20 protein-coding genes are annotated in these 20,238 nt (G+C 37.9%); 10 read left to right on the plus strand and 10 right to left on the minus strand.

What is annotated here, in order from left to right; translation table 11 throughout:
• Positions 1-68: 68 nt before the first annotated feature.
• Positions 69-872, plus strand: coding sequence for a rhomboid family intramembrane serine protease (locus AC1DPQ_RS01125; protein ID WP_477607570.1), 804 nt, complete (start codon positions 69-71; stop codon positions 870-872).
• 2 nt (positions 873-874) lie between these two features.
• Here the strand turns inward: AC1DPQ_RS01125 and AC1DPQ_RS01130 are convergent, their stop codons facing one another.
• Positions 875-2,326 (minus strand): alpha-L-fucosidase, encoded by a 1,452-nt coding sequence (locus AC1DPQ_RS01130; RefSeq protein ID WP_477607572.1) that lies wholly within the window; start codon positions 2,324-2,326, stop codon positions 875-877.
• A 164-nt stretch (positions 2,327-2,490) separates the two neighbouring features.
• Here AC1DPQ_RS01130 and AC1DPQ_RS01135 point away from each other — a divergent pair, with 164 nt between their 5' ends.
• Together AC1DPQ_RS01135 and AC1DPQ_RS01140 are read left to right on the plus strand one after the other, a co-directional pair.
• Complete coding sequence (locus AC1DPQ_RS01135) at positions 2,491-3,168, plus strand: hypothetical protein (RefSeq protein ID WP_477607574.1); 678 nt, start codon at positions 2,491-2,493, stop codon at positions 3,166-3,168.
• 58 nt (positions 3,169-3,226) lie between these two features.
• Positions 3,227-3,634 (plus strand): hypothetical protein, encoded by a 408-nt coding sequence (locus AC1DPQ_RS01140; RefSeq protein ID WP_477581241.1) that lies wholly within the window; start codon positions 3,227-3,229, stop codon positions 3,632-3,634.
• Positions 3,635-3,778: 144 nt separating this feature from the next.
• Here the strand turns inward: AC1DPQ_RS01140 and AC1DPQ_RS01145 are convergent, their stop codons facing one another.
• The 7 genes from AC1DPQ_RS01145 to fumC form a co-directional block, all read right to left on the minus strand.
• Positions 3,779-4,546: a ThuA domain-containing protein gene (locus AC1DPQ_RS01145; RefSeq protein WP_477581239.1), complete on the minus strand. Its 768-nt coding sequence runs from the start codon at positions 4,544-4,546 to the stop codon at positions 3,779-3,781.
• 40 nt (positions 4,547-4,586) lie between these two features.
• Positions 4,587-5,021, minus strand: coding sequence for a low molecular weight protein-tyrosine-phosphatase (locus tag AC1DPQ_RS01150; RefSeq protein ID WP_477581237.1), 435 nt, complete (start codon positions 5,019-5,021; stop codon positions 4,587-4,589).
• A gap of 2 nt (positions 5,022-5,023) precedes the next feature.
• Positions 5,024-5,464: a hypothetical protein gene (locus tag AC1DPQ_RS01155; RefSeq protein WP_477581235.1), complete on the minus strand. Its 441-nt coding sequence runs from the start codon at positions 5,462-5,464 to the stop codon at positions 5,024-5,026.
• A 118-nt stretch (positions 5,465-5,582) separates the two neighbouring features.
• Entirely contained in the window at positions 5,583-6,389 is an 807-nt protein-coding gene (locus tag AC1DPQ_RS01160; protein ID WP_477581234.1) for a S1/P1 nuclease, read from the minus strand.
• A gap of 1 nt (position 6,390) precedes the next feature.
• Positions 6,391-6,906, minus strand: coding sequence for a fumarate hydratase (locus AC1DPQ_RS01165; protein ID WP_477581232.1), 516 nt, complete (start codon positions 6,904-6,906; stop codon positions 6,391-6,393).
• 7 nt (positions 6,907-6,913) lie between these two features.
• On the minus strand, positions 6,914-7,261 hold the full coding sequence (locus tag AC1DPQ_RS01170) for a hypothetical protein (RefSeq protein WP_477581230.1): 348 nt from the start codon (positions 7,259-7,261) through the stop codon (positions 6,914-6,916).
• 191 nt (positions 7,262-7,452) lie between these two features.
• A complete protein-coding gene (fumC, locus tag AC1DPQ_RS01175) occupies positions 7,453-8,850 on the minus strand; it encodes a class II fumarate hydratase (RefSeq protein WP_477581229.1) in 1,398 nt (465 codons plus the stop codon).
• 197 nt (positions 8,851-9,047) lie between these two features.
• Between fumC and rsgA the strand changes: the two genes are divergently transcribed.
• Positions 9,048-9,968: a ribosome small subunit-dependent GTPase A gene (gene rsgA / locus AC1DPQ_RS01180; protein WP_477607576.1), complete on the plus strand. Its 921-nt coding sequence runs from the start codon at positions 9,048-9,050 to the stop codon at positions 9,966-9,968.
• 99 nt (positions 9,969-10,067) lie between these two features.
• A complete protein-coding gene (locus AC1DPQ_RS01185; protein ID WP_477581226.1) occupies positions 10,068-11,021 on the plus strand; it encodes a Smr/MutS family protein in 954 nt (317 codons plus the stop codon).
• A 442-nt stretch (positions 11,022-11,463) separates the two neighbouring features.
• On the opposite strand, the gene AC1DPQ_RS01190 is transcribed toward AC1DPQ_RS01185, so the two are convergent.
• Together AC1DPQ_RS01190 and AC1DPQ_RS01195 are read right to left on the minus strand one after the other, a co-directional pair.
• Positions 11,464-12,156, minus strand: coding sequence for a pirin family protein (locus tag AC1DPQ_RS01190; protein WP_477607578.1), 693 nt, complete (start codon positions 12,154-12,156; stop codon positions 11,464-11,466).
• Positions 12,157-12,158: 2 nt separating this feature from the next.
• Positions 12,159-12,665 carry a hypothetical protein gene (locus tag AC1DPQ_RS01195; protein ID WP_477607580.1) on the minus strand — a complete coding sequence of 169 codons (507 nt, stop codon included), beginning with the start codon at positions 12,663-12,665 and terminating at the stop codon, positions 12,159-12,161.
• Between the two features lie 141 nt (positions 12,666-12,806).
• On the opposite strand from AC1DPQ_RS01195, the gene AC1DPQ_RS01200 reads away from it, so the two are divergent.
• From AC1DPQ_RS01200 to AC1DPQ_RS01220, 5 genes are all read left to right on the plus strand, one after another.
• Complete coding sequence (locus AC1DPQ_RS01200; RefSeq protein WP_477607582.1) at positions 12,807-13,175, plus strand: hypothetical protein; 369 nt, start codon at positions 12,807-12,809, stop codon at positions 13,173-13,175.
• A gap of 138 nt (positions 13,176-13,313) precedes the next feature.
• Positions 13,314-16,790, plus strand: coding sequence for a preprotein translocase subunit SecA (locus tag AC1DPQ_RS01205; RefSeq protein WP_477607584.1), 3,477 nt, complete (start codon positions 13,314-13,316; stop codon positions 16,788-16,790).
• A gap of 421 nt (positions 16,791-17,211) precedes the next feature.
• Positions 17,212-17,655, plus strand: a complete 444-nt coding sequence (locus AC1DPQ_RS01210; RefSeq protein ID WP_215130087.1) for an SPOR domain-containing protein — start codon at positions 17,212-17,214, stop codon at positions 17,653-17,655.
• Positions 17,642-18,826 carry a M20 metallopeptidase family protein gene (locus AC1DPQ_RS01215; RefSeq protein ID WP_477607586.1) on the plus strand — a complete coding sequence of 395 codons (1,185 nt, stop codon included), beginning with the start codon at positions 17,642-17,644 and terminating at the stop codon, positions 18,824-18,826. Before AC1DPQ_RS01210 ends, AC1DPQ_RS01215 begins: the two co-directional genes overlap by 14 nt.
• A 98-nt stretch (positions 18,827-18,924) precedes the next feature.
• Positions 18,925-19,866, plus strand: coding sequence for a hypothetical protein (locus AC1DPQ_RS01220; protein WP_477607588.1), 942 nt, complete (start codon positions 18,925-18,927; stop codon positions 19,864-19,866).
• The last annotated feature ends 372 nt before the right edge of the window (positions 19,867-20,238 follow it).

The raw sequence follows: 20,238 nt of genomic DNA on the forward strand, positions 1-20,238 counted from the left end.
GCTTGTTTATCCATGGGTCGTTTTCTCATCTGTTTTTTAACATGTACGCATAAATCTATTTAGGATTAATGGTTGAAAATAAATTAGGATGGAAAAAATTCTTAACTATTTATTTGTTAAGTGGCATTTGTGGCGGATTTATCAGCTTACTTTTTCACGAAGTGGGTTATATTTTTGGCGCTTCTGGTGCGGTTATGGGAGTAATGGGTGCACTTATAGCACTTTTGCTCAATAAATATTTTGAGAAAAATGCAAGCCGGGCATTGTTGATCAGTACAGTTTTTGTAACTGCGATAATTATTTTAAATGGATCATTATCTAAATCAACTGATAATGCAACACATATTGCAGGCATGATAGCTGGTTTTATAATCTGCTATATTTTTAGCTTTAAATTACAAAAGCAGCCCTGGCAGAATACTCAATTGCGTTATGCAGGCGTGTTTATTTTATTTATTGCTTTTTCGTTTGGAGTAGCCTTTTTTACTCCGAATTATCAAACGCAACAATACAAGAAGCTAAGGGATAGTTTTAGCGATAACCTGATTTCCTTTAATCAGCTTTTATATTTGAAAGCATCCTTATCAAAAGAGGAAAAACTTAGAGAAGTGAACGATTATGGCATTATCCCCAGCCAGAATAACCTGCAAATTATCAAACAGATGAAGCCTCTTAAGCTTAAAGATTTAGAGGCTTACGATCGTTCGAAGAAAGCAGAAATTGCCAAAAAAATGTCTCTTGCTGCTGCTTTGATGTTAAGAGATATTCAAGCTGATAGCGTATCAAAGTACAGTAAACAAACATCCAAAGAAATATCAAATGTTGCAGAACTCACTTTCAAACTTAGCGATAGCTTAAGCAGGGCAAATTAAAATTAGTTTGTGAATTTATATATCCCAATTTCACTTAGCGTAATACAAACCGGAGATTTAGTAATGATTATTTTTACTTTATTAGTTGTAACGGGACTCTCCAATTTAATCAAACGTTTCGCGCCGATGCTCGTGCCGTCGTAAACTTTTTTCCATGCATTGTTTTCAAATACCTCGATGGTGTAAGCCTCTATTCGCTGACCCAAGGGAATATACTCTTGTAGGCTAATGATATCAAAGGTTTTAGCAGTTTTTAAATCTACTTCTAAACTTGCCTGATGAATATCATCCTGTGTTGCCCAGTAACTTTCCCTTTTACCATCAAGCAGGGAAGTAACATCATACTTTTTGCCTCTACTGTTGCTCGCTCTAATTTGGGCATTTTTGGCCAGGTTATTCTCGAAAGTATGTTTAACCATGTCGCCAAAAGTTTTCAGTGCAGCAACATCATCCTCGTGAAGTTGTCCACGGGTATCGGGTGCTAAACCAAGATCTAAACCTGCGCCACGGCCAACACTTTTTAAATATAGATCGAACAGTTTTTCTGGGGTTTTAGGTTTTTCGTTGGCATGGTAAAACCATCCTTTTCTTAAAGGAACATCACATTCTGCTGGCATCCAGAATTTACCGTTTCGTATTCCTTCAGGACTTTGCGGATAATTTGCCTGACCGGGAACGGCTTCATTTTTCCCATCAGGAGCCATCGGTGTAAAAGTAGCCCAAGAGGTTGGCGCTGCATGACCATCTTCATTACCTACCCAGCGGATATCCAAACCTATATCGCTAAAAATATTGGCCATGGGCTGCATTTTACGGGTAATGGCCCAGGTATTTTTCCAATCGTAATAGGTAGTGTTATCTATCGAGCGTTTTTCTTTTGCACCACCATAATAGCCATCACCACCATTAGCACCATCGTGCCAGCTCATAAAAAGTTCGCCAAAATTGCTGTAAAGTTCTTTTAACTGGGCCTGATAAATGGCCAAATATTTATCGGTACCATAAAGCGCGTTGTTCCTGTCCCATGGCGAGCAGTATACCCCAAACTTTAAACCGTTTTTACGTACAGCCTGCTCCACTTCTTTAACTAAATTTCCTTTGCCTGCTCTGAAAGGACTTTTACTTATGTTATAATCGGTCGTTTTGGTTGGCCATAAAGCAAAACCATCATGATGTTTTGCAACTAAGATGATGCCTTTTAATCCACCGGCCCTGGCTGCTTTAATAATTTGATCGGCGTTGAAATCTGTTGGGTTAAATGTTTTCGGGTCAGCATCGCCAAAGCCCCATTCTTTGTTTTCGAATGTAGTTGGCGTAAAATGGATTAGGCCGTAAACTTCAATATCATGCCAGGCCAGTTGCCTTTTTGATGGTAGTGCACCGTAAGGTTTAGGTGGTGTTTGGGCGTAAATTGTCGTTGTTAAGAATAGAAAAAGAATTAATATGTGTTTCATCATCATTATAGCTTAGATCCACCTAAAGTACAAAAAAATACCAGCTGAAGGAAAAGAGTTAACCAATATTTAACCTCTTGAAAATGTAAACACGAAATTATTTTTACATCTTGATCGTTACATGGATTCACCAAACATTTAATTTCAGTTTACGTTAATTAACTATGAGCGCTTTTATCCAGAATCCTCCCGATGGAGGTACAATGTATACTGAAACGAATCTTAGCCAGCTTTTTCCTGAGCCATTTAATACTATAACAAGTTGCTTTTTTTTAGCTATTGCAGTGTATTGGACAATAAAAATTTGGGGGAATTTTAAACAGCATACCTTTCTAACTATTGCCCTGGTTTTACTTTATATAGGCGGAATTGGAGGCACCACTTATCATGGATTGAGGCGTTGGCCAATTTTTATTATGATGGACTGGATGCCGATTATGCTTTTATGCCTTTCGGCTGGGGTGTACTTTCTTTCCAAACTAACCAAGTGGTATTTTGCCGTTTTAATTGTAGCCTTGTATGCTTTCTTTCAGTTTTATGTGAGGCGGCTTTTTAGTAATGGCGATTTTCAGATCTTCATCAACATCAATTATGCATTTATGGCCGCGCTGGTTTTATTTCCGGTATTTGGTTATTTGATCAAAACAGAGTGGAAAAATGGCAAATGGGTTGGCTTTGCCCTAATTGCTTTCATATTCGCGCTAACTTTCCGCATTGCCGATAAATGGGATGTATTAACAATTGGTACGCATTTTTTATGGCATACTTTCGGGGCTGTGGCCTCTTTCTGTATGCTGAATTATATTTATTTGGTTAATTTGAAAAAAGCCAAAACTTCATAAAATATTCATTCCTAAAAGGTGTAAATTATTTACCTTAGTTAAATATATAACTATTGAAATGAAAAAAATATTGATTTTATCTGCCCTGGTATTGGGCCTTAACTTTGCATCTCATGCACAAAGTCTTTTAAGTAAAGTTGGATCTGCTGCGGCAGCAAGCACAGGTTTCGATGCGGCAAGTTTAACCTCTGGCATTATTGGTAAACTAGCTCCTGCCTTAAGTTTAACTCCGGCTCAAAAACCAACTGTAACTACAATTGTGAAAGATTTTCTGGTGCAGAAAGCAACCATTATGGCCACTCAAAAAACAGATCCTGCTGCTTATCAAAGCAAATTTGGTAAATTGTTTTCTGGATTGAAATCGAAACTGGGAACCGCTTTAACGGTTGCACAATTGGCCAAGTTTACTTCGTTAAAACCTGCTGTTCCAAGTGCAAGCAATGTGCTTTCTCAGTTGTTTTATTAGATGGGAATGAAAGGTTGTATCATAAATATAGATTTGTCATGTTGAGCTTGTCGAAGGACCTGTTAAATACTTTTAAGGTGTTTCAACAAGCTCAACATGACAGCATCTGAGGTAAAATTGTCTTTGTGATACAACCTCTTGATCTTAGAATTTAGAATGAGCCTTACTGTAGTCTAGTTTCTTTTGTCTGCCTATGGCATATTCGATACCGCCCCATAAATGGTTCTGGAATTTATCATCAGCCCAGCCTTCTTTAGTATGCCCCATACAGGTATAGAAAGCCCTTCCGCCATCAAAATTGTGGTACCAGCTAAAAGGATGAAAATTACCATTTTTACCGCCGGTATAAGATTTCTCATCTAAGGTAATCAGCACTTTAATATCTGGATTGATATCTTTAAAGTTATATAGCTCATCTTTTCTCATCCAAACTGAATCGGTAAAGAATTTGGTTGAAGGATGTTTTTTGTCTTTAATGATAAATTTAGCTTCCTGAACTGCTGGGTGACTTGTAAAATAAGCGCCGACCAATTTACCATACCAAGGCCAATCGTATTCAGTATCGGTTGCGGCGTGGATGCCTACAAAGCCTCCACCGGCCTGGATATATCTTTCGAAAGCAACCTGTTGTTTATTATCCAAAACATCGCCTGTGGTACTTAAAAAAATTACAGCAGCATATTTTTTAAGGTTATCTTCTGTAAAAACATCCGCATTTTCTGTGGTATCTACTTCAAAGTGATGTTCAGTGCCCAGCTTTTGGATCACTTCTTTTCCGATCTCGATAGAGTTGTGTCTAAAGCCTTTGGTTTTGGAAAAAACTAAAACTTTTGCCGATTTCTTAGCGGTGGTAAAGCTTTGGAATAAAAAAACGGATGCAATTAATAAGCATATGGATAGGTACTTTTTCATTTTTGCTGACTTGGTTAGTGATGGATATTGAGCTTTAAATTTAAGAAAGTTGTTTGATAATTTCTATACATCTTTCTTCAACCTGCCTGCAAACAGGGTTAAACAGGGCATTATCCCAATATGGATCTGTAACTTCGTCGTTATCAAGAAAAAGTTTAACCTTTTTTCGCTCTTCTTCGCTTTTAGCAAGGTTTTTAACATCAGCTAAATTATTCTGGTCCATAACCAAAATCAGATCGTATTTAGCAAACATAGAGTGGTTAAATTGTTGTGCCCGCTGTTTGCTGATGTCGTAACCTAGCGCTTTCGCTGCTGAAATACTCCTGTGATCGGGGGCTTTGCCGATATGCCAATTGCCCGTTCCTGCCGAAGCAATTTCCCAATTTAAGTTCTGTTTATCTGCCAGATGGCGCATAATGCCTTCGGCCAAAGGTGAACGGCAGATGTTACCAAGGCAAACCATTAAAATTTTCAATATTATTTAGATTTTGCTGTAAATATATAAGTAACGGTGTAGGTTGTTCCTTCCTTCTCAAAAGTATATTTTTGAATGATATTTGTCCCGTTTAAATTTACAGTTTCTGTATTGCCGAAACCAGTATTTAGCGTGATTTCATTTCCACTTTTTGTCCATTTGGCATTTTGAAAGGACATCATGTCGCATAATGGACCTGTAGAGGTGAAAGCATAAGATCCGTTTGATGAAAAACTTAATGCGTAATTGTTGTTTAAACAAGAACTAGGTCCTGAAAGCGTCATGAAATTGCTGCTCGATTTTTCGTTTACGGTTAAAACAGGACTAACAGTTGCCGATTGCAAGGGCCATTTGTAACTCGTAATATCGTCAATTGCAAGAGTTTCTTTCTTTTTACAGGCAAATGCCATGCATAGGGTTAAGATAAGTAGTAATTTTTTCATCAGTTTTAATTGGTTTTGGTATACATCAGATAAACGAAACTAGCTTCTGATATGCTACAACGGACGAAAAAAAAGCCCCAAGCTTTTTAGCGTTGAGGCATCGAGAATATCTAAAATATTATCCGTAGATGTCGTTTAACATTTTCGCCAATCGAACACCACCTTTTAATAGCTGTTCGTTAAGGGTATCAACCCAATCAAAATTGTAGCGATAGCTTAATTTAGCATCCGGTTTGGTGGTATCGTATATTTTATTGCAAATGCCGTACGATTCGTAAATACAATCTTTAAGGCCTGTGTTTTGCCAGTTATACAGCTGAATTGCTGAAGGGTGATTAATTGCTTTCGCATATTCTGTATAGCTCAACTGCTGATATTCGATAAGCTGTTCATCCCAAACCCTGTGGATGTTCGATTTTTCATTGAACCATAACACCGAAATACGGTTACCACCCAAATCATCTTTACGGGCAACATGCATAGGCTGACATAAATCGCCTGCCAGGTGTACCAACATGCGTAAAGCCAATTTCTTTTCGGCTGCAGTGCTGCTTGCTTTCTTTAATACAGCAATTAAATCAGGTATTTTGTTGTAAAGATTAGGTGATTTTTCAGTTTCTAAAAAGTTGTAAACGCCTTCTTTGTTCAGTCCCGCCGGAAGATTAACAAAATGCCAGTTATACATGTAATTGTAGGTAGAGTCTGATTTGATAAAATCACCCCAGTTGGCACTCATGGCCAAAGTTTCATAACCTAAGATGCCCTGAATAGCCTTGCGTGTTTTAGCTTTTAAGTAACTATCGGCAATTTCGCCAACTACACGATGGCCAATGGTGCCCCAGGCATTTGCCTGAATTGGTAGATAAGCTAAAAAACCAAAAACTAGTGCAATGGTTAATTTCTTTTTAATTGATGTTAAAATCATTTTATAATTCTTTTTGTATGCAGGTAATTTTTTCTTTGAGGTTTAATATGATTTCGCGTTGGTCACTTAAACTTTCTAACAATAATGTATCTGCAGATTTCTTTTTGATCAGGAAGTTCTTGTCGTATCGGCCAATGCGGTAACATCCCGATATTTTTTGTTTATGGTTAGCGTGTGTAAAGGTGGCACCAACAAATAGGGTATCGCCTTTAACAACATAAACGCCTCTGGCATATTCTTTCCAAATGCCATTGTTGTAGCAAGAATCTTCGTAAAAATTTACTTTGCTGTAGGTAACCATGTCAATATAAACAGAATCGCAGGTAAATTTGAAATGGTGCTGTGTGTAGTTGCTCAGTTTATTGCTAAAAGCGACGGAATCTTCATTCCAGACGCCTTGCATAAAATCTTCACCTTTGCCCTGTATATTAGGCCGCGGACTACAAGCTACATGTAAGATCGATAATGTAAAAAGGATGATGTAGAAATTCTTTAAACCCAGGTGCAGCTTGTTCATTGTATTGTTAATCGATGCTTTTAGGAAATTGATCGTGTGTTACAGTATTCTTTTTAATGGTATTGGTAATCAGGATTAAAAAGCCGGCTGCAAAACAAATATTGGCTAGTGCACCGATAATACCGGTTAAAGTATAATATTTTGAAATTTCAGTGTAGGGGATATTCCTGTTACTAATCCATAGTGGCAATAGAATATAAAATAAGTGTATCAGTATACCAATTCCTGAGCCTATGGTCATTAAAATGGCCTCAACTACATTTTTTTTTGCTAAAAAATAGCAGCAGGTTCCAAATATGATAACTGGAGGAATGATGGATACTAAGCTGAGCAATGTAGAGAGTACTGAATTCATATTATCTATTTTTAATTAACCGTATTGATTATACCTATAATTGTTGCCGTTAACAAAGAGGTTGTAGCATAAAATATTTTCACTCGGATTTGTCACGTTGAGCCTGTCGAAAGGCTTTACTATAAATTTATAGCAGGTCCTTCGACAAGCTCAGGATGACAAATTTTATTTTATAACATCTTTAAAATTAATTATTTCAAACTGCCAACCATGTCTTCCGGGCGAACCCATTCATCAAATTGTTCGTTGGTTAACAAGCCCAATTCTACAGCTGCAGCTTTTAAAGTTTTATTTTCTTTATGTGCTTTCTTCGCAATTTTAGCGGCGTTTTCGTAACCCACATGCGGATTTAAAGCCGTAACCAACATTAAAGAATTTTGTAGATGCTTCTCAATTTCTGGCAAGTTAGCGGTGATTCCTTCCGCACATTTATCGGTGAAAGAAACGCAGGCATCGCCAATTAAGCGGGCCGACTGTAATACATTAGCCGCAATAAGTGGTTTAAACACATTAAGTTCGAAATGGCCGCTCATCCCACCCACTGAAACGGCAACATCGTTACCGATTACTTGTGCACAAACCATAGTCAAAGCTTCTGGTTGCGTAGGGTTAACTTTACCTGGCATAATTGAAGATCCTGGTTCATTATCAGGAATTACAATTTCGCCAATACCACAACGTGGGCCAGAACTTAACATTCTTACATCGTTTGCTACTTTCATTAAAGCAACCGCAGTACGTTTTAAAGCACCAGAAAGCTCTACCATTGCATCATGCGCTGCCAGGGCTTCAAATTTATTTGGAGCCGTAACAAATGGTAAACCGGTTAAATCAGCAATTTTTTTAGCCACTAAAAAATCATATCCTTTTGGTGTATTTAAGCCAGTACCAACGGCGGTGCCACCTAAAGCCAGCTCGGCAACCATAACCAAAGCATTTTTAATGGCCCTGATGCTGTTATCGATCTGTTGTACATAACCCGAAAATTCCTGCCCTAAGGTAAGTGGGGTAGCATCCATAAAGTGTGTACGCCCGGTTTTAACGATCGAACTGAATTCTTCTACTTTTTTGGCTAAAGTATTTCTTAATTTTTCTAAACCTGGAATGGTATTTTCTACCGTAAGTTTATAGGCTGCAATGTGCATTGCTGTTGGGTAAGTATCGTTTGATGACTGTGATTTATTTACATCATCGTTAGGGTGAAGTGCTTTTTTATCATCAGCTAATGAACCACCGTTAATTACATGAGCGCGGTTTGCAATCACCTCGTTACCATTCATGTTGCTTTGTGTACCCGAACCTGTTTGCCAGATTACTAAGGGAAATTGATCATCTAACTGTCCAGCAATAATTTCATCACAAGCTTTAGCAATTAAATCGGCTTTTTCTGCTGATAATACACCAAGTTCGGTATTGGCAAGCGCAGCTGCTTTTTTCAGGTATCCAAAAGCATGGATAATTTCTTTTGGCATCGAACCTTCTGGTCCGATTTTGAAGTTATTGCGTGAGCGTTCGGTTTGTGCACCCCAGTATTTGTCGGCTGGTACCTGCACCTCGCCCATGGTATCGTGTTCTATTCTGAAACTCATTATATTTTTGATTTTTATTGTCGCAAATTTAGGTTTTTTGCCTTTTAAAGCGTTGGATTTATGTAAGATATTTAATGGATAACAAAATATATCGCCGAAATGTCGGTATTCTTTTTATTCTTCAACATAATGTACAAACTTTTATCCTGGCTAGCCGCTTCTACCAATGAAATCATATTCATACCTTTACCGCAAATATGCAGGGATTAGTTATTAAATCTACAGGGAGCTGGTATAGTGTTTTGGCCGATAATGGCGAACGCTATGATTGCCGGATTGTTGGGAAATTCAGGATTAAAGGACTTAAAACCACCAACCCGATTGCGGTTGGCGACAGGGTGAAATTTGATCTGGAACGGGATAGCAACCAGGGTTTGATACACGAAATGCTGCCACGTAAAAACTACATTATCCGCAAATCGATCAACCTAAGTAAGCAGGCGCAGATATTGGCTGCAAATTTGGATATGGCCATGTTGGTGGTTACGCTGGCTTCGCCCCGTACATCTTTAGGTTTCATCGATCGTTTCCTGGTTACGGCCGAGGCTTACGATGTACCTGCGGTTTTGGTGTTTAATAAACTCGATCTGTTTAGTAAAGAGGGTTTAGAAATTCTTCAGGAGTTTAAAGAGATATACGAGAGTATTGGTTATGCCTGTTACGAAGTTTCGGCTTTAAAAGGCATTAATATTCCGGTTATTCAGGAATTGATTACAAATAAAATTACACTGATATCTGGTCACTCGGGCGTTGGGAAATCGAGTTTAATTAATGCATTATTGCCCGATCGTGATTTAAGAACGGGAGAGGTTTCAGACTGGAGCGATAAAGGGCAGCATACCACTACTTTTGCCGAAATGTTCGAATTACCACAGGGCGGTTTCATTGTCGATTCTCCCGGAATTAGAGAACTGGGCGTTATTGATATTGAAAAAGAAGAACTAGGTCATTTTTTTAGAGAAATCTTTAAAACCTCGCACAATTGCCGTTTTAACAACTGCAGGCACATTAATGAGCCTGGTTGTGCCGTTTTAGCCGCGGTAAACGAGGGCGAAATTGYCGTTTCGAGGTATGAAAGTTACCTGAGCATTTATCACGGAAACGATACTCGTCATTAATTGAGTGAGGGGTCGAAAGTCAGAAGATATGATGCGTGATAAAATACTTCTTGATTGAACCAACGAATTAGATTGAAAACCTTTACAAAAAAATAAGTAATGAAATTTAAACTGGGAGATTTTGTGCGTTTTGTTGATGAAAAACGTGAAGGTTATGTAACTAAAATTATCGATAGCCAAACTTTAGGTGTTACCGATGAAGATGGTTTCGAGATACCTGTTGCGGTGAGTAATTTAACTTCTGTACATGGTCATGGTGTGGTAGCCGAAGAGTTAGATGCCCCCAAACCCGTCCATGTAAATATCCCCAGTATTAACAAAATCGAAAACGGTATTTATATAGCTGTTGCTACCGATGATAAGGCCGGTAATGTGGTACATTTTCACCTGCAGAACCATTCTCCAAATATTTTATTGGTAAACTTAACTACGGAGCGTAAAGAGAAGTATGCAGGTGCTTTTCATGGGATAATCGAATCTTACGGCTCTACTTTAGTTTATTCTGCTTCCTTGGCTGATCTTGATCTTTGGCCAGAATTTAACTTTCAGGTTTTAGTATTTAGCAAAGCTGATGTGAAACCTATCGATCCTTTGGTAATCCGTAAGAAATTTAGGGCAAAAGATTTTAGCACCGAACAAAAGGAATTGCCTCAATTGAGAAATAAGGGCTGGTTAATCCGCTTGGATGATCTGGTTCCGGTAACCATCGATCCGCAAAAATTAAAAGAAAGTTTTTTTAAATCAACTGAAGAGAAAAAAACAGTTACAGCCCCTCAAAAAGAAATCGATCTGCACATCGAAAAATTGAGAGATGATCATCATTTTCTGGAAGCTGATGAAATGTTGCAGATACAGATCAATCATTTTCAAACTGCGATGGATGCTGCGGTTGTGCATCATTTCGATAAAATCGTTTTTATCCACGGTTCAGGAAATGGTACTCTACGAGATAAAATCCATAAACTGATCAGTAAAAACCCACATGTAAAAACATACATGGATGCCAGAAAAGAAAAGTTTGGTTACGGGGCTACAGAAGTGGTTTTTAAATAGTAGGCTTTTGTTTGTGGTGTAAGATGTACCATCTTACACTGAATCATCTTTTTAGATTTACGCTAGGTAAGATGGTCACATCTGATTGCATTGCAGTCTTTCCCATGCGATTCGTCATTCTGAACTTGTTTCAGAATCTATTTGGTAAATTAAAAATTCTATACGGTGTGTTCAGAATAACAGAAGGTGAATTCAATCCTGAGTCTGTAGAAGGATAAACTGGTAATTTATTATTTGGGCGTTGCCCAATCCCGTGAAGAACGGGAAAGGGGCGGGCTTTGCAGGGCTACGCTTCGCTGGATCTTACACTGAATCAAATCTTTTTAGATGTGCAATAAGTCAGATGGTAACATCTGACTTCACAGAGAAGATGATTCTGAACTTGTTTCAGAATCTATTAGTAAATTAAAGATTCTTCATTGCATTCAGAATGACAAAAAAACTAAAATCCAAACTCCAAAACCACTACAATTGCATTGTTGCCCAATGCTTCCAGTTCTACCTGTTCAATATCCCAGAGCGCTAAACCATCTCTTGAGTGCATCAAGCGGCCTTCAATTTCGAAAGCCCCATCAATAATAAAAGCATAGAACCGATGGTTTGGACTTTGCATTTTATAAACTGCTTCTTCACGACCAGCAAAAATGCCGGCACTTAATTTAAAAGGCAATTTTGGGTTTGATATAATTTCGAGCAGCTGGTTCTTGTTTTTCTCAAAATCGAAACTGAAAAGCATTTCACTTGCCCGCATTAAAAACATATCGGTTTTAATCCCAAACTGTATGTAGTTAATCACATTGTTTTGATAAGGATTGCTGATTTCTAAAACTTCTCCCTTACCCATATTCAACACCTGTACTTGCCCGGTTTCTAAAGCAAATTCTTTTCCGTTGGCAACAATATCAATTCCGCCAGTAATGGGCATAAATATCTGGAGCGAATCTTCCTTGCATAGAAAAAACGTAACCTTTCCGCCAGCAATCGATTCATCATTACATAAAAATAAGTTGCCGAAAGGTGTTCTGTGCTCACTGTAATATTTCTCAAAATTAAAGGTGCTGTATCTTCTTAGTGCCGAAGTTTCTGTTAAGCCCCGCTCATCGGCTAAAAATATTTTTCCAGGTTTGAGTTCCATCGTTAATCAATGTTTTTTATGGCGTGGATACTTACGAAAGGCTGGATCTGAAAAATATTAGTGAAAACTTCATCTTCATTACTTTCTTTAAATTGCGATACCAAAAGCAAATTATCTATCGTATCGTGCCAAACCAGCGGTTTTGAGAAAAAATTGATGGCCACTTTATGCTTTTCAAGACTGTTAATGTCCGAATTGATCAATTCGAATTTAAAGTTTTCAAAAGTCAGAAAACGTCTGCCTAAATTATCCAGTACATCAGGAATAATTCCATTTAACTGGCGCAAATAGCCAGTAATAGCTGCACTGACCAAAAAATGTAACTTCTCTGCCTCTGGAACATTCAGTACCATTTCGGCGAAAGTAGTAAGCCGCTCTTCCTGATTATAAAATTGAGCTTGCATTTTAAATTCAGCAAAACTGTCTTCATGTACAAACTTGTCCCATGTGCTGGTATTGGTTGCATCAATTATTTTTCGATAGCATAGCGTAATTACTTTCATTGACATGCATAAAATTAAAAAAGACGCTAAGAAATCCTAACGTCTTTATGAAAATAAAACAATTATAAGGATTATACTAAGCTTTTACGTTCCATTTAAACGTGAGTTCGAAACCTGTTGAAAACAAAAGCAAAAAAAGCTTAGAAATTGAGGAACGCTTTTTGCGATGATGTAATTTCTTTTTATAAAAGATTAAAACTAGCTTTGCCGCTATTAATGAAACACCTGGTTACCATATCGCTTGTATTTTTTAGCTTAACACATTTGGCAAAARCCGAACGCGTTGAAGGGCTAAGGATATTAAACGAATATTGTAACGAGCATAATATCAGCGTTAATTCAACAGGTAAAGAGTCGGTTCAACTTAATGAAGACCGTAACCCTTATCTGTTATCGTACACCAAGCTTGCTTTAATCGGGACCCAAGCCCAATTGAAAGTTGCAAAATATGTGAGCGTAAATCAGGTAATTGCCGATTTAACAATCAGAAAAAAACCGAAGAACAATAGTCCCTAATTTTCTTTTCTACAAGATTTTTTGAGAGGTTTTTAGCCTCATTCATACCAACAACTGCCAAACTGACTTAAGAAAGACAATGGCTTGGTTGTTGTAACACACCATTTTTTAATAATAAATACGATTTAAAATATTATAATGTTAGGATTTTTAGCGAAGGTTTTCGGAAGTAAATCAGAAAGAGATATAAAGGCTATTCAGCCATTGGTTGTTAAAATTAACGAACACTACAGTAAACTGTCTGCGCTTAGCAACGATGAGTTACGTGGTAAAACCATAGAATTTAAAGAAAAGATTTCGGCCTTTTTAACCGAAATTGATGAGAAAATTTCAGCACTAAAAGCTGATGCAGAAAGCGAAGATTTAGATCTTCACCAGAAAACAGCGATTTATGATCAGGTTGATGCCTTAGGTAAAGAGCGCGACACAGAATTAGAGAAAGTACTTTTGGAAATCCTTCCGGAAGCTTTCGCTGTAATTAAAGAAACTTCTCGTCGTTTAAGCGAAAACGATTATTTAGAGGTTACCGCAACCCAGTTCGATAGAGATTATGCTGCAAGAAAAAACAATGTTAAAATTGTTGGCGATAAAGCACAATGGGCGAATAGGTGGGATGCTGCAGGAACCGAAGTCGTTTGGAATATGGTGCATTACGATGTACAGCTAATTGGTGGTATTGTATTGCACAGCGGTAAAATTGCCGAGATGGCTACCGGTGAGGGTAAAACCCTGGTAAGTACATTGCCGGCTTATTTAAATGCATTGGCCGGACAAGGTGTTCATATTGTTACCGTGAATGATTACTTGGCCCGTCGTGATAGTGAGTGGAATGGCCCCTTATTCGAATTTCATGGTTTAAGTGTAGATTGTATTGATAAACATGAGCCAAACTCTGAAGAAAGGAGAAAAGCTTATGCCGCAGATATTACCTACGGAACCAATAATGAATTCGGTTTTGATTACCTGCGTGACAATATGTCGCAGACACCTGATCAATTGGTGCAGCGCAAGCAGCATTTTGCAATGGTGGATGAGGTCGATTCAGTTTTGATTGATGATGCCCRTACCCCTTTGATTATCTCAGGTCCGATTCCACGTGGCGATGAGCATGAGTTTTATGAATTAAAACCACGTATCGAACGTTTGGTTAATGCACAAAAAGCTTATGTAACCCAAGCATTAAACGAAGCGAAGAAATTAATCAACGCAGGCAACAGCGGAACCGAAGAAGGTGAAGGTGGTTTAGCCTTATTGCGTGCATACCGTGGTTTGCCAAAAAACAAAGCTTTAATTAAGTTTTTAAGTGAAAGCGGTGTTCGTGGTTTGTTGTTGAAAACCGAAAACCACTATATGGCAGATCAATCTAAGAATATGCCTAAGGTAGATTCTGAATTGTATTTCTATATCGATGAGAAAAATAACCAGGTTGAGTTAACTGAAAAAGGTATCGAACTGATTACCCAGTCAGGTGAAGATCCTCATTTCTTCGTATTGCCTGATGTAGGTACTGAAGTTGCAGATTTAGAGAAATCTGACATGCCTTTAGAAGAAAAGGTTGTTCAAAAAGATGCCTTAATGCGCGATTATTCTGTTAAAGCAGAACGCATCCACTCGGTTAACCAATTGTTAAAAGCTTATACTTTATTTGAAATTGATGTAGAATACATCATCGATGAAGGAAAGATTAAAATTGTTGATGAGCAAACAGGTCGTATTATGGATGGCCGTCGTTACTCTGATGGTTTACACCAGGCAATTGAGGCTAAAGAGAATGTAAAAGTTGAGGATGCTACCCAAACATATGCAACCGTAACCTTGCAAAATTATTTCCGTATGTACCACAAACTTTGTGGTATGACGGGTACTGCGACAACAGAAGCTGGCGAGTTTTGGTCAATCTATAAACTAGATGTGGTAGAAATTCCAACCAACAGAAATATTTCTAGAAAAGATGAGCAGGATTACGTTTACCGTACTGTTCGTGAAAAATATAACGCTGTTGCTTCAGAAATTCAGTTTCTTGTTTTCCCGTATTCTCACTACGAAACAGAATATGAATTGGATAAAGAAGGAAATCCAAAACAAAAAGATGGCAAACCGGTAATCAAATACGATCCAACAGGTAGGGCTGTGCCTAAGCTCGATGCTAAAGGTGCATTAATCCCAGCGGTTAATCCTGAAACAGGGCAACTAGAGCCGCAAGCTGGTCGCCCGGTATTGGTGGGTACAACATCGGTAGAGATTTCAGAATTGTTAAGCCGTATGCTTAAACTCCGCGGAATTAAACACAATGTATTAAATGCGAAAATGCACCAGAAAGAGGCCGATATTGTTGCCGAAGCTGGTCAGGCAGGAACTGTAACCATTGCAACCAACATGGCTGGTCGTGGTACCGATATTAAATTGGGTGCAGGTGTTAAAGAAGCTGGCGGTTTAGCCATTGTAGGTACCGAGCGTCACGAGTCTCGTCGTGTAGATAGACAGTTACGTGGTCGTGCAGGTCGTCAGGGCGATCCGGGTTCATCTCAGTTCTTCGTTTCGTTAGAAGATAACTTAATGCGTTTATTTGGTTCAGAACGTATTTCTGGTATTATGGTACGTATGGGTATCGAMGATGGTGAAGTGATCCAACACTCTATGATTACCAAATCTATCGAACGTGCACAGAAAAAAGTAGAAGAAAACAACTTTGGTATCCGTAAACGTTTATTGGAGTACGATGATGTGATGAACTCGCAACGTACTGTAATTTACGCTAAACGTAAAAACGCGTTATTTGGCGAGCGTTTAGATGTAGATATGAACAATATGGTTTTCGATGTTGCTGAAGATATCGTAAGCGAATATAAACAAGAAGGAAATTACGATGGTTTTAAACTGGAAGTAATCAAAAACTTCTCTTTAGATACGGCCATTACCGAAAAAGAATTTACTTCAACCAACATCCCTCAGTTAACTGAAAGGTTATTTGATGAAGCTGAAGCATTTTACGCACGTAAATCGGAAGCCATTATCCAACAATCATTACCAGTTTTAACCCAGGTTTATCAGGAACGTGGCGAGCACATCGAACAGATTGTGGTTCCGTTTACTGATGGTATCCGTGGTATTCAGGTAGCGGTTGATTTGAAAAAAGCTATCGATAATAAAGGAAAAGAAGTAGTTCGTTCATTCGAAAAAACCATTGTCCTTGCCTTGATCGATGATAGCTGGAAAGAGCATTTACGCGAAATGGATGATTTGAAGCAATCTGTACAAAATGCAGTTTACGAACAAAAAGATCCATTGGTGATTTATAAAATGGAAGCTTTCAACCTATTTAAAAACATGCTTAATGCGGTAAATAAAGAAGTAGTAAGTTTCTTATATAAAGGCGGTATCCCGGTTCAGCAAGAGCCAGACCAGGTTAGAGAAGCACCAGCTCCGGTAAAACAGCCGAAGTTGCAAACTACTAAACAAGAATTTGGTAGAGAAGAACCAGGTATCGAATTTGGCGATACGCGTGAGCCCGTTCCACAACAGCCAATCCGTAAGGAAGCAACCGTTGGCAGAAATGAACCTTGCCCATGCGGTAGTGGTAAAAAATTCAAAAATTGCCACGGCGCTAATTTATAATCAAGAGATATAATGCTTTATCAAGCCTCAACATTTGTTGGGGCTTTTTTTATAACTAAAACCCCTAGTTTTATTTGTGTAGTTGCACTCATAATGAATTTACTTCGCTCCAACGTCATGCTGAATTTATTTTACAAGTAGAAATAGTGTTTTCAATTGTCGTGTAGCTACTACGTGGTCAGCATCTTATAAGACCCTGAAATAAATTCRGGGTGACGACCGTAATAAATCAAATCTTTATATCCTCATATCCACGACAAAAATCTATATTAACTACCTGCTCAAAATAACCACTGGCTAAACTATTTGTTTAACCCATAAAGAATGCCGATTTTTGCAACGATTTCGGCATTCTTGTTGTTAAGAAGAAATGAGATGATATTTTATTCATCTGCTCACTAAATGCCAAGGTCTTTTACACATGAAAACAATATTAACTTTTATAGGCTGTTTGTTCCTTTTTACCACTGCTTTTGCACAAAAAGGAGAGGTTACGGTTATAAAAGATCCCTTAATTGATAGTTTAATTGCCAAACGTTTGGCAGTTTATAAAACTTCTGGAGAGGTAAAACCGGGTAAACCCATTGTTTCGGCTTACGGTTACCGCGTACAGATTTTCTATGGGTCAGACCGGCGCGAAGTTTTTAACGAACAGGCAAGGTTTAAAGGACTTTATCCTAAATATAATACCTACCTCGTTTATAAAGAACCTAACTATTACGTTCGAGTGGGCGATTTTAGAACACGCTTAGAAGCGCAGCGCCTCATAAACGAACTCAGACCAAACTTCCCGACACTGTTTATTTTTAGGGAAAAAATTAATGCACCAAGTTTAGATACCACAACAAGTAATGATCAAAAATAAAATCCAAGAACTAGCCGCGAACATTTTTAACGATGTAGTAGGCTATCGTCAACATATCCATGCCAATCCTGAATTATCTTTCAAAGAATTCGAAACTTCATTGTTCATCAAGGATAAATTAAAAAAATGGGGAATTGAATATACCGATTGTGCCAATACCGGTGTGGTAGGTTTAATTAAGGGTAACCAGCCATCTGATAAAGTAATTGCTTTACGTGCCGATATGGATGCATTACCTATTCACGAAGCAAACGACAAACCTTACCGTTCTAAAAACCATGGCGTAATGCATGCCTGCGGACACGATGTTCACACTTCGTCACTTTTAGGAACAGCTCATATCCTAAACCAAATGAAAGATGAATTCGGTGGAACCATCAAATTGATCTTCCAGCCCGCAGAGGAGTTGTTGCCAGGCGGAGCAAGTATCATGATTAAAGAAGGTGTATTGGAGAATCCAAAACCGGATTATATTGTTGGTCAGCATGTAATGCCGTTAATTGATGCCGGTAAAGTAGGTTTCCGTTCAGGTATTTACATGGCCTCAACAGATGAATTATATGTTACTGTAACCGGGAAAGGTGGTCATGGTGCGCAGCCTCACCAAAATATCGATCCGGTTTTAATTGCATCGCATATCATTATTGCTTTGCAACAGATTGTTAGTCGCAATGCCGATCCACGTACACCATCGGTTTTATCTTTTGGTAAGGTAAATGCCAATKGAGCAACTAACATTATCCCGAATGAGGTAAAAATCGAGGGTACGTTTAGAACCTTAGATGAGGGCTGGAGAGATGAAGCACATAAACGCATGAAAAAAATGGCTGAAGGAATTGCCGAAAGTATGGGGGGAAGTTGCGATTTTGATATCCATAGAGGTTATCCATTTTTAATTAACGAAGAAAAATTAACAGCAAATGCAAAGGCTTTTGCCGAAGAATTTTTGGGGAAAGACAATGTGGTTGATTTAGATATCTGGATGGCTGCCGAAGATTTTTCTTTCTACTCGCAGGTAACAGATGCCTGTTTTTATCGTTTAGGTACTGGGAATGCCGCAAAAGACACGCAATATTCAGTACATACACCAAGATTTGATATTGATGAAGATGCCTTGAAAATATCAACAGGATTAATGGCCTATATTGCTTTAAAACAATTAGGGAATTAATGATAAGGTGGAGGATGTAAGATGGACGGAATTAATCTTTCTCCCGTTTTACATCTTTCATGATACATTATCCATTTTACCTTTTACATCTACCTTCCATGAAAAAAGTATTTTTGTTATTATTGTTAACGTCGCTCTTTTACACAGGTTTCGCTCAGGAAATCAACCGCTTTAATCCTGATACAATTAAAACCATTACGCTCGATTCTGCAGTAAATATCAAGGCCGAAAAATTGAATGTAGAGACATTTATCAGAAAGGTGATGTACGATACTTCCTTTTATCAATCGTTTAGGGATATGAAACGTTATTCTTTCATTGCCGAAAACAGGATTTACAGTTACGATAAAAAGAACAAGGTTGATGGAAAAATTTACCGTAAAATAAGACATAACAATAGCGGTCCTTATAAAATGGAGTATCTGGTAAAACAGGATACCGGGAAAATTTATAAGAAAAATGGCAAATACCAACTTTATACCGTAGAGATGTTCGATTACATTTTTATGAATGCCTATAACACCGATTTTGTACCCAATGCACCCAAACCTGACGGAAAGGGCGGAACAAATGAAAGTTATAAAGACAAACTCAAAACATTAATCTTTAATCCTGGCCGTCCGGTAAAAGTTCCTTTTATTGGCAGTAAAACCGAAATATTTTCAGCCAATATGCGCCAGTATTATGATTATGGTTTCACCAGCGGTACCTATCTTGATTCTATTCCGGTTTATCGTTTTAAGGTTTCAGTTAAACCCGATTTAAGCAGCTGGACAAAAGATGGCATCATGATCAAGGAACTGGTTACCATTTTCGATAAAAGAAATTTCAATATTCTGGGGCGTTATGTAGATATGAAATACAGCAATATGCTGTTCGATTTTGATGTGCAGATGAATATAGAAATGGGCTATTTCGGAGACGATAAATTACCAACCAAAATTACCTACCAGGGTAACTGGGATTATCCTTTCAAAAAGGAAGAACGGGCTAGTTTTTTAATCGTACACAAAGATTATAAACTCGAAAAKGGCAAATAAGGATTTAATAATATGTCTTTCTAGAGAGCCGTCACCCTGAATTCATTTCAGGGTCTATTTTGCATGAAAGATGCTGACCGCGTAGTAGCTACAAGACAATTGAAAACACTATTTCTACTTGTAAAATAAATTCAGGACGACGATCGCATTGGGGTAAAGAGTAAAAATTAATCATCATGATAAATATTAATCGAACTCAGGTTATTATCTTTAAACGATTATTTAAACCAATAAATATGCAATTCCTTTCCCCGTTAAAATTTAAAATATCATTAGCTTTATCACTGTTTTTGGGCCTTCATGTACATGCACAGGTGCTCACTTCAAAACAGATCGATAGTGTTGTAGAAAAAACACTCACCACCTTTAATG

The organism is Pedobacter sp. 01T416_2 (assembly GCF_056398925.1).

Excerpts from the sequence above, each read along its gene's own strand:
- AC1DPQ_RS01170 (WP_477581230.1), bottom strand. The coding sequence starts at position 7,261 with ATGAATTCAGTACTCTCTACATTGCTCAGCTTAGTATCCATCATTCCT.
- AC1DPQ_RS01190 (WP_477607578.1), bottom strand. The coding sequence starts at position 12,156 with ATGGAACTCAAACCTGGAAAAATATTTTTAGCCGATGAGCGGGGCTTA.
- AC1DPQ_RS01140 (WP_477581241.1), top strand. The coding sequence starts at position 3,227 with ATGAAAAAAATATTGATTTTATCTGCCCTGGTATTGGGCCTTAACTTT.
- AC1DPQ_RS01185 (WP_477581226.1), top strand. The coding sequence starts at position 10,068 with ATGAAATTTAAACTGGGAGATTTTGTGCGTTTTGTTGATGAAAAACGT.
- AC1DPQ_RS01155 (WP_477581235.1), bottom strand. The coding sequence starts at position 5,464 with ATGAAAAAATTACTACTTATCTTAACCCTATGCATGGCATTTGCCTGT.
- AC1DPQ_RS01195 (WP_477607580.1), bottom strand. The coding sequence starts at position 12,665 with ATGTCAATGAAAGTAATTACGCTATGCTATCGAAAAATAATTGATGCA.
- AC1DPQ_RS01125 (WP_477607570.1), top strand. The coding sequence starts at position 69 with ATGGTTGAAAATAAATTAGGATGGAAAAAATTCTTAACTATTTATTTG.
- AC1DPQ_RS01210 (WP_215130087.1), top strand. The coding sequence starts at position 17,212 with ATGAAAACAATATTAACTTTTATAGGCTGTTTGTTCCTTTTTACCACT.
- AC1DPQ_RS01130 (WP_477607572.1), bottom strand. The coding sequence starts at position 2,326 with ATGAAACACATATTAATTCTTTTTCTATTCTTAACAACGACAATTTAC.
- AC1DPQ_RS01135 (WP_477607574.1), top strand. The coding sequence starts at position 2,491 with ATGAGCGCTTTTATCCAGAATCCTCCCGATGGAGGTACAATGTATACT.
- AC1DPQ_RS01165 (WP_477581232.1), bottom strand. The coding sequence starts at position 6,906 with ATGAACAAGCTGCACCTGGGTTTAAAGAATTTCTACATCATCCTTTTT.
- fumC (WP_477581229.1), bottom strand. The coding sequence starts at position 8,850 with ATGAGTTTCAGAATAGAACACGATACCATGGGCGAGGTGCAGGTACCA.
- AC1DPQ_RS01160 (WP_477581234.1), bottom strand. The coding sequence starts at position 6,389 with ATGATTTTAACATCAATTAAAAAGAAATTAACCATTGCACTAGTTTTT.
- AC1DPQ_RS01145 (WP_477581239.1), bottom strand. The coding sequence starts at position 4,546 with ATGAAAAAGTACCTATCCATATGCTTATTAATTGCATCCGTTTTTTTA.